Here is a 12,806-nt window from a genome sequence, read left to right on the forward strand (position 1 = left end):
TCCCCTCACCGGCGATCCTCCACCTTCTTTGAGGTATTCTTGACGTTAATGCCATAAAGGTTCTGAACCTTCGAATAGCCCGAAGTATCCACAAACAGCGAGACGCTGGACAGGTTCGCCGGCAGCGCGGACGGCGACTGGAATTTTACCACCGTCTGCCCGCCAGACACCGTATAAGTCAAATTGGACACGCTGTTGAAATTCAGTTTGAAGGCCCCGGCATCCACCCGGGTCAGCGGCTGACTAAACACCGCCGTGACACTGCGGCTATCCGTCGCGTAAACACTCACCAGCTGCGGCGGGTTCTTTGACACGTCGGTCATTGCCGCGAAGCTGAAGTTCTGAGCGGTCATAGTGTTGCCGCTGAGATCCTTGACACCAGTCACCGTCAGCTGAGCTCCGGTGGACTGAGATAAGGTATATTCTGTATTGGTCAGGCTCAGCCTGTAGGTTCTTCCACCATTAATCTGCACGGGTGTCCTCGACAGCACAAATGAGCTGTTCGACAGGCTGACCGCGTACCGGCTCCGAACTGTGGCACTGGCCACATCTACCGGTTTGTTGAAGGTCACATAAGCATATTTTGAAACCGTATCCTTGACGGCTGTCACGACATAAGGCCTCTCGACATCCGGTTTTTCCGGTATTGTAAAGGTTGCCGTATAGACGGACAAAACATTTGGAATAAATGCCTGGTCCGGTACATTCCTCACGTTCACGCGAATGCTTTTACCCTCTAAATTGGCATCATTGAGCTGAACCGTGTATACCCTCCCGGATCCGGAAACGGACAGCCACAAGTTCGGAATCAGCGCCCCTGTACTGAATTTCACATCCATGTTGGACGCGCCAAAGCTGACATCCTCACTGAATTCAAGCCGCAGCGCATTGGCAGAAGTCATTTCCATTCGGGTCACACTGGGCGCCGTGAGATCGCCGGAAACCGTTGCCTGTAAAGCGCCGCCCGCGTAAGGCTCGCCCCAGGTATCCGTCAAGGCCCGGCCTTCATTGTTCTCCGCGGCAATAAACACCTCCGAGGTGCCCACTTTCAGTGGCACCCCCGTTAGAATCCCGTTTGACTTGTAGGCTAACCAGACATGGACCTCTGACACTGCCTCCTCTGGCACGACAGGCTGCGTCAGTGCCGCATCCTTATAGATCCCAAGCGGTGAATTCCCATCTTCACCATAAAACACATGGCCCGCCGTCAGTCCCAAAACAGGTCTTGAAAACTTCAGCGCAAAAGCGGTATGGGAGGCAGAAATCACTTCTGCCCTCACCGGTGAAAAATCCTGTTCAAACAGCATGGAGCCAAAATAATACACGCTGACGTTGTCGTCCTCGCTGACAAATTCCCGGGCAGTAACGTCATACATGGCCCCAAGGCCCATTTCAGAGCCCACCGTCACTATAACGCTGTGGCTTCCGCTGGACCGCAGCCCCGTCACGGCCATAAGTCCGTCTGGTGCTTCTACTGTAACCGTTCCAAGCTCAGAGATTGCTTCGCTGAACACCAGCTCCAGTGACGTCCGGTTCACCGGCCTCACCGCTTCGACGTGCAATGCCTCCGTACTTGTCTCCACAAAATGGATCAGCGCCAGGTCCAGCCCTTTTACGCTTGTATTAAGGGTCTGGAGCATCATATCAAACACTTGGCCCCTTAAGATGTCCGCATCCGGATCAATGCCGGCAGCGCCAGCTTCCAGGCCAGATCCAGGGACCATCAAGCCCAGCCGGACGGCAAAATCATAGGCGGTCGCAAAGGTAAAATCCACCTCTGCCCGGTAGCCAAGCGCTTTGAGCATAAAGACGGAGGCCTCACGAATGGTATGGCGCGCCTCATACCCAAAGCGGTTCCCACCAATTCCGGCGGTCCAGCCCCTGGACTGGGCATATGCCACGTAGCGCTCCGCCCAGTGCGTGCCACCGCCATCCACGAAGGTCGAACGCGCCTCATATTCAGACGCTTGTTCAAACTCTCCCATCATCCGCGCCAGCAGCACCATCATCTCTGCTCTGGTCAGATAGGCGTCTTCCGTCAAATCTCCATTATAATCCCCCGTTACCAGCCCATAGGATTTTAAGATCTCACCCGAAGTCTGGGGGGCCGAATAGCCATGAATCGCTGTGCCCACAAATAAAATCGCAGCCACCAGCAACACCATCCACTTTCTCATCAGCGGTGCCTCCTTGTCCGCGAAAAGCCCAAAATTTAAACCTTTCTGCAAGAAAATTTTACCCTAAATAAGGCGCGCGCGGTCCGCTAAAGACAAAATGAAATATAACTGTAAAACAACTGAGACATTAACAAAAAAAACTCCCGTTGCCTTGGCAGATCGTTGATAGATCACGCCTCAGAGAACGGGAGTAGTTTACATTTGATCCTAAATTTTTCTTTTATAACAGCATTTTTCAATTAACTTATCAGTTTCAAGGCTTCTTAAAGCACAACCCCTTCATCACTGACTTCCTCAATGGAAAAGTCAATAATAAACGCTGTCCGCGCTGAGAAGAAATCATTCAGCGACGTCTGCCAGACCCGTCTTGCACTCTCATTGTCAGAAGCCGCCTGTAAAAATTCCACTGCCGTGGTCATGCCGCGTTCATATTTGATCTTCGCGATCTCGTAGTTCTTGACAGAAAGACCATAGCGGCCAAAAGCAGTCATGACTGAGTCATACTTGTTCGCCAGATCGTTGTAGGCAATTCTGAAGTCATAATCTGCGCTTCGCAGCATGGAAATCGTCCTGAAGGACTCTAAATTCATAGCCCTTTCTGCCTGAATGATTGTCGTTTCGTTGTCTGAAATTTCCTCAGCTACGTCATAGTTTTCCTGAGCGATTCGAAGGGTCTCTACCTGGTCGAGAAGCTTGTCGGAATTCTCTTTGTAGGTCACGACCGCCATTTCAAAGCTATTAATTTGAGGCAGCGACACATCCAGCACAGGCTTGACCACCTCGTAGCGATCGCTGGCTGAGCGCTCCATCAAAGCATTGAGCTTAATATAGTTCAGTTCAATGGTACGCTCGTAGGAAGCGATAACCCGACTCTGCTGCTGAAGGGAAATGTAAGCCTTGTCATAATCGATTTTCGCAATCCGTCCCATTTCCAGCATGAGCCTTTTAGCCAGCTCGTCTTTTTCTGCGGCCATCAGGTCATATCTTGCCTGCAGCAGCCCCTCTTTGGCATTGATTAAGTTCAGGTATGAAGTGACGGCGTCGCTCTCAAGGGTTTTCAAAAGGGTTACTTTCTGGCGTTCAAGAGAGTTGAGCTCAAACTTCATTCTCAGCGGCTCTACGTAAACCAGCTTCGCTTGTGGCAGATACTTGTCACCATAGTTTGACTCCACCAGATCTTCAAGATCTTCTGCCGTATCCCTGGCCTCATCCTCGAGCCATGCCGTATAGCGAAGCTCTTCATTCAGGAGCGCCAGCTGTGAATTCTCAGTTTGAACCCGGTCGACCACCTGCTCCAGTGTTAAAGTCTCCAGAGCGAATGCCCCGGATAATGTCAGTGACATTACTAATAGTGTGAGCGGTAAGATCCGCTTGATCATTGTCCCATTCCCCCTGTTCCTGAGCCGTACTGCACCGTGCGGTCCAGTGTCTGATGTGCGAGATTATACTGATAAACACTGCTTTCCAGTGCGAGAAGCGCCTGCTTGAGGCCCATTTCAGCACCCGTCAGGTCCACATCTGAAACATAGCCTACGCTGTGCAGCGCCTTGACCCGGTCGAGGTCAAGCATGGCAAGATCATAGCTTCCGCGGGCATTCTCCAGCGCTTCCTTTTTGGTGAGGGCCGCGTCGTAAGCCGCGTAGAGATCCGCGTCCACTGAGCGGACCGTGGCTTCATACGCCTCTTCTGCTCTTAACAGGGACATTTCAACGGCTCTGTACCTTGGCTCGTCATCATCAAACCATTCCTCCATGACATCGAGCTCCTGTCGAATGGAGAACACTTGCCGCAGCGCTCTGATCGCGTCCGCCCGGGTTCTGAGAGATTCCGTCAAAAGCGCCTCATAAGTCTTGATCTCGCCGCCTGAAACCGTAATTGGCAGCAGCTTTACAGAAAAAGGCTCTTTGAACTCAATGCCTGCCAGGGACCGCATTCTGTAATCGAGATTTTCACTTTCCCTGTCCAGTCTCACTTGATCCCGCTGAGTGACCTCCAGCTCCAAGTTCTTAGCTTCGAACTGCAGCTCTGAGATTTTGCCCAGGCTGTAGCGGACTTTATCCGCCTCCAGCTGAACTTCCAACAAAGATACATATTCCTCTATCAATCGTTTTTGAGTCCCCAGGGCGCCCATATTCCACCAGAGGGCCTCAACACCGCCCTCCAGCATGGACGTTACCCGCTCCCGGTCAATTCGCAGAGAGGCGTACTGATCAATCAGCTTATTGGGAAGAACCTCCACCGGATAAATAAAATTGTCATAAATCTCTTCGTCACTCAACGACGGCGTCGCTATGCCCAACCGGTCAAGGAACAACGCCTGAAGCTGCAGATACGCCTGCTTCATGGCGATTTGCTCCGGTGTTGGGACCGGAGGGCTTGGGGGCACTGGTGGCGCAGCCGGGTCCTCAGGGGTTCCCGGTGCTTCAGGCTCCAGTGGATCCTCAGCCGCCCCAGGATCAACAGCCTCACCGGGCGCCGCAGGGTCTTCAGTTTCACCAGGCACTTCCGGCTCAGGCACCACTGGCGGCGGATCCGGAATCAATCCCGCGCCGGCCTTATGCAGCCGCTCATAGGTCTTATAGGCTTCATAGAACTCCGTGATCCCCTCTTCACTGTCCTGAAGGTCCTCCAGATTTTCCATCAGTGTTTCCATTCCCTGAGTCATAGCCAGCAGGTCCACGCTTGAAGCGACGGCTTTCTCCTTTAGGGATTCCAGTGTCTCAGCTTCAGCGGAAAAACCGGCTGCTGCCCCAAAAGGGGTCAAGGCTAAACTTAAAACTATTGCAATGAGCTTTTTCAATCCATCACCCTCAATCCTCATTCGTAAACAAGTGTCCATTATATTATACCCGCATTATGCAAAAGGATGTTCAAATTTTCTGACTGTTAACTATTTTTAATATTAGCGTTGCTGTCAAAGACGAAAAGACGTGAAAGGTGGAGAAAGTGATGGCAAGGAGACCATCGGCATCACGCCTTTGCTGCCTCTGCTGCCTCCGGCCGGATCTCCGCAATAAAGCGGTCCTCCTTGACAAACAGGTTCTCAAGGGTCACGTAGATCAGCGGGATGACTACAATGGTCAGCCCCGTGGCCGCCGTGATGCCCCCAATAACCGTCACCGCCAGCGGCGAGAACCGCTCCGATCCCAGTGCCAGCTGCATGGCCAGCGGCATCATGCCCACCACGTCCGAAAGCGCGGTCATCATGATAGGCCTGAACCTCGCCCTGATGGCGAGCTCAATGGCTTCCCGCATCTCGAAGCCCTTTGACCTGTGGTCATTGATGGCATCCACCAGCAGGATCGAGTTGTTGACCACGGTCCCCGCCAGCAGGATGATCCCTAACAGCACCGGCATGGAAATGACTTTTCCCGTCAGTCCCAGGGCAGGGGCAATCCCAATCACCACCAGCGGAATGGCCATCATAATGGTCAGTGGGTGCAGGAAAGACTTGAACTGCGGCACCAGGAGCAGATAGACGAAGAAAATCGCCAGGGAAATGAGAAACACCATGTCCCCCATAGAATCCGTCAAAGTTTTCTGTTCCCCGGCCAGCTCGACCTCATAGCCCATAGGCACCACCATAGTCTCAATCTGCGCGTCCACATCCGTCATGACGTGGCTGAAGGTCCTGTCCTGAATATACCCCAGCACCTCCACGGTATATCTCATGTTCTCGCTCTCGATCAAATTGGACCGCGGCTCCTGAGTCACCTCAGCAATTTCCTTCAGCCGCACGCTGGCACCCAGCGGTGTCATGATCTCCGTGTTCATGAGCTGCTCCAGGGACTGCGTCCCGGACAGCCGGTTTTCCACCTGAACCCCCAGGGTCAGACCCGAATCCAGCGTCATAGTGTTGGCCTCCATGCCCTCAAGAGCGAGGTAAAGCTGGGAGGACACACTCTGGCTGGTAAGTCTCAAGGCTTGGAGCTTCGTCTGGTCAAAACGGACGCTCATTTGGCTGTAGCCGTCATTGTAGCTCTTGTACAAGTTCGTGATGCCAGGGATCGTTTCCAGCTTTTCCTCCATCTGGCTGGCCAGATGATAGAGCACGGCCAGGTCATCCCCGCTGAGCTTCACCGCGACGGGGGCTGTTGCGCCGCTCACCGCTGTGCCGCCCTTTTCCTTCACCACATACCGGTTGATGCCAGGCAAGGTATCAATCTTTTCTCTGAGCCGCACCTGAAAGGCCCAGATGCTCTCCTCCCTCTCCAGCCGCGAGGTCAGGGATACGGTTATCATGCCCTGATCCGTGCCCATCATGCCAAAATCGCCCATTTGAACGCTGCCCTCTTCGTACCCGAGGCGTGTGTCAAAGGTCGCCACGCTGGACTCCCCCGCCAGATAGGACTCAATCTGTCCCAAGGTCGCCTCAGTCTTCTCAAGCGTCGTCCCAGGTGTCATTTCAATAGTAATATAAGTGACCCCACTGTCAAACTTGGGCAGCATCTCCATGCCATTCATTCTGAGAAATCCGGCACTGAGCCCAAGTCCCACAATCAGCAGCAAAAAAGTCAGCTTCTTGTGGTAAAGGGCCTTCTTGAACACGTGGATGTAGCCCTCCAGGAGCTTGTCCATCCAGCGGTTGAAGGGGTCCGTCACCTTTTTTAAAAAGCCTTCCGTTTTCTTAAACTCAAAAGGCGCCATCAGTACCGACAGCTGCGGAATCATCACCAGCGCCACGAACAGCGACGCGCTGATCGCAAAAATCAGCGTCATGGACAGCGGCCGGAACATCTCTCCCACAAAGCCCTGTATAAACAGCAGCGGCACCAGGACAATCAGCGTTGTGGTCGCCCCGGCAATGCTCGGCATAGCGATCTCATTTGTCCCGTCCATAGCCGCCCGCTCAATGGATTTGCCCTTCCCCGCGTGGCTGCTGATGTTCTCCACCACCACTATAGCGCCGTCCACCACAAAGCCTATGCTCAGAATCAGCGCGGACAATGTCACCAGGTCGAGATCCATCCCAAAGAGCCGCATGAGGCTCAGGGTGATCAGGAATACCAGCGGCATGGACACCGCTATGACCAGGGACCTGGAGATATTGACAATAAACAAGACAATGACCACTATGGTGAACAGGATCGCCAGCGCAATGCTGGTGGTCATGTTGCTCACCATCTGCTCCGTGAACTCGGCGTCGTCATAGGCCACATGCAGGCTTAAATTTGGGTAATCCGCCGCCATCCGCGCCATCTCATCCTCGACCCGCTCAATGACCTTGATCGTATTTTCCCCGGTCTTCTTGGTGATCGTCACCGCCAGCATTTCCTCGCCGTTCAGGCGGTAGCTGCTCTCCCGTGCCCCTGTGGTCAGGGACACCGCCGCCACGTCCTCCAGGCGGATCCCGTTGCCGTCCGCCAGTGGAATCTCCAGCTGCCCCAAAGCCTCCGCCGAGCTGACATTTGCGTCCACCCGAACCAGCAGCTCCGAGCCCTCGTGAAGGATGCTCCCGCCAGGCGTCTTGAGATAAGCCCTCGAAACCGCCTCCACCACCTGACCCTCCGTCAGACGGTAGGCCCGCAGCCGGTCCTCGTTCAAAGACACTAAAGCCTGCAGCTCGTAGCCCCCGAGGAGATCCGCGGACGCCACCCCTTCCGTCAGCTGAAAGCGCGTCAGCAGGGACTCCTCCGCCACCCGCCGCAGGGCTGCCATGTCCAGGGACGTACTGCTGAGCCCTATGGTCATCACCGGCATGTCCGACGCGCTGAACTTCATCACCTGAGGCTCTTTGATGCCCTCCGGCAGGCTCTCCCGGGCCCGGCTCAGCGCGTTCTGAATGGCAATGGTCGCCTCGTCAATATCCGTCGCATAATCAAAGGTCAGCCGCAGCATGGCCAGGTTATCCTGACTTGTGGACTCAATGTCCGTGATTCCTTCCAGCTTAGCAAAAGCCTGCTCCAGGGGCGCCGCCACCTCCGTGACCACGTCCGACGCAGACGCCCCCGGATACGCGGTCATGACCGTTGCCGTAGGCGCATTCGTGTCCGGTGACAGCTGCGTGTTCATCGTCAAAAAGCTGTACACCCCAAAGAGGATGATCCCAATCACCAAAGACAAGACGACATGGCGTTTTTCTACTGAAAATTTTCCAAAGCTCACGGTCTCACCTCCAGGCCTACTTCCGCTTCCCCTTCAGTCGCACTGGAAAAATTATAGACCGCCGCGCCGTCATACAAATCATCCAGGTTGGTCACCGCAATGACCTCACCCGGCTTCAGCCCGTCTATAATCTGATACTTCTCATTCTGTTTTTTGCCGATGGTCACCCCTCTCTCCACCACACTGGTCCCATCTTCACTCACATAAACCACATATTGCCCCTTCAGCTGCTTCACAGCATCCAGCGGAACCATCATCTGATTCTCCTCCTGCTCAAGGACGACCCGTACCTGCACACTGGCCCCCATAGGCACCTCCAGCGTCATGCCTTCCACCGAAATCTCCACCTGCCCAATCCGTGTCACGGGATGAATGCTGGGGCTCACAAAGGTCACGGTACCCATCTGAACGGCTTCGCTTCCGGAGAAGGTCAACTCAGCGCGCATGCCGGTTTTCAGCTGAATGAGATCCGTTTCGCCAGCCTGAAGCACCACTTTCTGGACACCTCTTTTATCCATGGTAACGAGGGGCTTGCCTGGTGCCGCCAGATCGCCTGCTGCGACGTGAAGCTGGCGGATGATGCCGTCATAGGGAGCTCTGACCTCAGCCTCCGCTATGATCAGATTAAGCTCCCGGATGGCCGCGTCAATTTCGTTTCGCCTGCTGAGGGCCGTTTGCTTCTCATTCCTCAGCTGATCGTAGGTGCTGTTCATGGTGGCCTCAAGCTCCTGGGCCTGATAGGTCATAGTGTCTATTTGCAGCGCCGCCTGATCGAGGGCCAGCTCAGAGATGGCCCCTGCTTCGTAAAGGACCTGGGCGCTTTCAACTTCCTGCTTTTGGAATTCCAGGCTTTCTTTCAGGGAGGCAAGCTTGTAGTTCATAGGTCTGTCACTGTAAAAGCTGCCCACTTCGCCGCTCAGATACGCGATCTGATTTGACAGCGTCTGCCTTTGGGCCAGCATAATGGACTTCTTGGCCGCTAAAGCTTCCTGATCCAGCGTCACCAGAAGGTCGCCCTGCTTTACCGCCTGCCCCTCTGCCGCATGGGTCTTCAATACCGCAGCGGTGATTTTTGAGCTTAGGTTGGAGGTCGCTTCACTTTCCAAAGTCCCCATGAAAAATAAATCTTTGGTCAAGGTCGAAGGTTCCACCGTCCAAAGCTCGGTGACAATGCTGCGCTTAGCTTCTACCGCTGTGCCCTGATCCTCTGCCAACGCGGCTTTCATCACTCTCGGACCAGCAAAGACTGCAAGCGCCACAGCCAGCCCTGCAACCAGAACAACTTTCTTTATGTGTTTCATGAACATCACCCCATCAGAATTTGTAGTAAAGGACGCGTGGTTTCATCAGGCCAATTGTGGGGGGACCACCATATCACTTATGCCTGTACTTGAACCCAGCGTCCTTACTTCTTCTATCCTATTCTAATGAAGAGCAAAAGAGTGTGACATGGGACACACTCCTTGAAAAAAGTGACAAGTGAACGTCCGGTGAATATTAACTGAACGTTCACTGAATATTTACTGAATGTTCACCTTGAAAGTGAATATTCACTTTGTTCAAGTTAATAATCGTGACAGCAAAGCGTCATTCGACCGTTTAACTTATAAGAATAGCCCCAGCTTGCGCCGGGGCTAATAAATCAGTTCTGAACGATCCTTATTGCTGAATTGGCGTCAATGTTTCAGTCGTTCTAAACGGATTGTTATTGCCATCCAAAACATTTGTGCTTTGCGTCACGGTTGGAACACTCGGTGGTGTGTTGTTCAGTGTCAGGCTCACAATGCTGCCGTTGGTGCCCACTGCTGTAATAGAGCCCGCGGAAACCTTGAAGGTCGACGTAGTCACAGAGCTGGCTTTAATGCTTTCCGTGAACACAATGGAAATCTTGTCGCCTGCAATGGTCACGTTGTATTCGCCGTCGTGATCCCCACCTTCAATGACATCAAGGGCTGGGGCAATTTTGTCCTCAACGCTGACTGTCACGTCTGCCACAAGCTGACCGTCTCCGTTTTCTAAAATGCGGTCTGTGGCATTGCTGTCAATTTTTAGCTTAACATCTGTTGCATCGTATGGCAGCGCCCTTGGCGATGTTAACAGTACAACCGTGTCGCCTGCGCTGTTGGTGGAGGTCTGAATTTCATCTGGTGCGTATTCCGTGGATCCTATCAGGATTTTAAAGGCATCTATATCCACGGTCGTCAGTTTTTGATCAAAGGTCACTTTGACGGTATTCAGGTCAACCGCCTCAGCGCCCTCCACCTCAGGTGCTGGTCCCAGTAAATCTTCAATGTCGTCAAACTCAAGTGTATAGGTGCTCATGGTATTGCCGGCGTAGTCCTTGATGCCGGAAATTCTCAGATCTGCACCTGTTCTTTGAGAAAGTGTGAATTCTGAATCTGTCAGCGACAGTTTCACTTTGGTCTCACCACTGATGAAGACAGGATTGTTATTGAGACGGTCTGTCGTGCTTCCAGAAAGGATCACATAGTTGTCTTCGTTAAGCGCAGTTGCTGAGGTCACAGGCTCACTGAAGGTCACATAGAGCTCTTTTTTAGAGGTATCCTGACGAACTTCCGTAACCCGTGGCGCGGTTGAATCCGCGACGGAAAGGGTTTTGGAGTAGGAGGTCAATACATTTGGCACAATGGCAAGATCCTCAACATTTCGAATGGTCACTTCAATGGATTTGCCGGTCAGGTTGACCCCGGTCAGGTTCGCGGAATAGACATTCCCTGAGCCGGTCACTGCCACGGACAAACCTGTGATCACAGAATCATCCGGATTTCGCACTTCAATATTCGTTCCGCTGAATTTGACGCTCTCGCTGAACTCAATAGCAAGCTTCGTCGAAGTCGAGCTGGAGGACGAAACCGAAAGCTTGGTCACGGAAGGCTTGGTCGTGTCTGCCGTCACGGTGACGGAATAACTGCCGCCAAGATAAGCATTGCCGTATTCATCCACAATTTTGACATTTGAAGCGCCAAGCTCTTTGATATAAACAGTCGCGGATCCGGAAGGCAGTGGATTCCCTGTAAGGGTGCTGCCTGATGCGTCAGCAAACTTTACATACACGTCTTCCACTTTGGTGCTGGTGGAAATGGCGGTGGTCATAGCAGCGTTGGAGTAAATCCCAAGAGGCACTTTGGCTGTTGACGTATGGTAGAAATGCGCCTTGGTCAGTCCGCTGACCACGTCACTGAATTCCACATGGACGTAGGTCTGTGTGGCTTTTATAATTTTTGCTGTTGGGTCATAGGACGCCGGTTTGTAGATCAGGTCGACTTCTTCAGCGTCGCTGTAGTTGCCTGCATAGTCCCGGAAGCTCTTGATCCTGAACTCGTAGGTTCTGTTATTCACTAAAGCTTTGCTCAGTCTGACAATGATGGTATCACTACCGAGCTCAGCAAAGGAAGCGGATGACGTATAGGACGTCCTGCCATCATAAACCTGGACTGTTCCAGCGGTTTTGATTGGCTCAGAAAAGGTCAGCTCCACATAGGCAGGCCCAAGGAGCCTTGCGCGTTCAAGCTCTGGATCAATGTCATCATCTGACGTGAACGTCTTGGTGACGCGGGAGAGAGAAGTCCCATCCTCAGAGCGAATACCGCTGATGGTCAAGCTATATCTCGTGTCGTTGGAGAGTGCACTTGACAGTTCCAGAATGACCGTAACGCCATCATTTTGAAGCTCTGGTGTCGCCGTCCGTCCTGAAATGGAAAAGTCAGAGCTTGAAAGAGTATCCTCGTCCACTTCTTTTGAGAAGACCACTTTGATCTCTCTAAGATTATTGGAAGAGACGTCTTCGACCTCAAATGGGATCATGTCCGGCGTCAGCACGTCGAGCTTTTGTCCGAGCATGTAGGTCTGTCCCTTCATGTCCGTCAGCAGGGTGTTCAGCATAGTCTCGAACAACTGGCCTCTGTAAATGCTGTTGGTTTCTCTTAATGACAGGCCTTCAAACAAGCCAAGGGCTTTTGCCTTGGTGTAAGCAGTCTCCCAGGTGAAGTCCGCTGGTGCGGTATAGCCCAAAGCCTTCAGCATAAAGACGCTGGCTTCCTGGACAGTGTGCTTCTGCTCATAGCCAAACTTGTTATCGCCAATACCTGCGGTCCAGCCTTTATACTGGGCATAGGCCACGTAGCGCTCTCCCCAGTGGTTGCTGCGGTCAGAAAAGGTGGATTGTCTCGTCCAGCGGAAGGCTTCGTTATACTCCCCGAGCATTCTCGCCAAAATGACCATCATTTCTGTGCGGGTCAGGAACTCGTCCTCCGCAAGGTCGCCATCTTCATAGCCTACAACGAGTCCCAGAGACCTCAGTGTCTCTCCGGCAGTCATCTCGGCCGCAAAGCCGGTTGGAATGATACCCATGGCCAGAATTAATACCAATAACATAGAAATAAGGCGTTTCATGTCATAACCCTCCTTGGGTAAAAATAACGGGGTAACTTTACTGCTTGCAAAGCATTAGACGCAAAAATCAGAAGGTTGGTTCCACTTCGTGATTCCTGCGTCTAATCTGAG

6 protein-coding genes are annotated in these 12,806 nt (G+C 52.9%); all 6 read right to left on the minus strand.

Going from position 1 to position 12,806, the window contains the following annotated elements:
* Window positions 1-5: 5 nt before the first annotated feature.
* The 6 genes from BLP63_RS07690 to BLP63_RS07715 all read right to left on the minus strand — a co-directional run bounded on the left by BLP63_RS07690 (window position 6) and on the right by BLP63_RS07715 (window position 12,695).
* Window positions 6-2,177, minus strand: a complete 2,172-nt coding sequence (locus BLP63_RS07690; protein ID WP_092590335.1) for an Ig-like domain-containing protein — start codon at window positions 2,175-2,177, stop codon at window positions 6-8.
* A 263-nt stretch (window positions 2,178-2,440) separates the two neighbouring features.
* Entirely contained in the window at window positions 2,441-3,556 is a 1,116-nt protein-coding gene (locus tag BLP63_RS07695) for a TolC family protein (RefSeq protein WP_092590336.1), read from the minus strand.
* Window positions 3,553-4,977 carry a TolC family protein gene (locus BLP63_RS07700; protein ID WP_170829356.1) on the minus strand — a complete coding sequence of 475 codons (1,425 nt, stop codon included), beginning with the start codon at window positions 4,975-4,977 and terminating at the stop codon, window positions 3,553-3,555. The genes BLP63_RS07695 and BLP63_RS07700 overlap by 4 nt, the downstream gene beginning before the upstream one ends.
* 170 nt (window positions 4,978-5,147) lie before the next feature.
* Complete coding sequence (locus BLP63_RS07705; RefSeq protein WP_092590338.1) at window positions 5,148-8,282, minus strand: efflux RND transporter permease subunit; 3,135 nt, start codon at window positions 8,280-8,282, stop codon at window positions 5,148-5,150.
* Window positions 8,279-9,583, minus strand: coding sequence for an efflux RND transporter periplasmic adaptor subunit (locus tag BLP63_RS07710; RefSeq protein ID WP_170829357.1), 1,305 nt, complete (start codon window positions 9,581-9,583; stop codon window positions 8,279-8,281). Before BLP63_RS07710 ends, BLP63_RS07705 begins: the two co-directional genes overlap by 4 nt.
* 358 nt (window positions 9,584-9,941) lie before the next feature.
* Window positions 9,942-12,695 (minus strand): Ig-like domain-containing protein, encoded by a 2,754-nt coding sequence (locus BLP63_RS07715; RefSeq protein ID WP_092590340.1) that lies wholly within the window; start codon window positions 12,693-12,695, stop codon window positions 9,942-9,944.
* Window positions 12,696-12,806: the final 111 nt, after the last annotated feature.

The sequence above is a fragment of the Acidaminobacter hydrogenoformans DSM 2784 genome, from assembly GCF_900103005.1.
GTDB classification, from domain to species: Bacteria; Bacillota; Clostridia; order Peptostreptococcales; family Acidaminobacteraceae; genus Acidaminobacter; species Acidaminobacter hydrogenoformans.

Coding starts and splice junctions, on each gene's coding strand:
- BLP63_RS07690 (WP_092590335.1), bottom strand. CDS start 2,177: ATGAGAAAGTGGATGGTGTTGCTGGTGGCTGCGATTTTATTTGTGGGC.
- BLP63_RS07695 (WP_092590336.1), bottom strand. CDS start 3,556: ATGATCAAGCGGATCTTACCGCTCACACTATTAGTAATGTCACTGACA.
- BLP63_RS07710 (WP_170829357.1), bottom strand. CDS start 9,583: ATGAAACACATAAAGAAAGTTGTTCTGGTTGCAGGGCTGGCTGTGGCG.
- BLP63_RS07715 (WP_092590340.1), bottom strand. CDS start 12,695: ATGAAACGCCTTATTTCTATGTTATTGGTATTAATTCTGGCCATGGGT.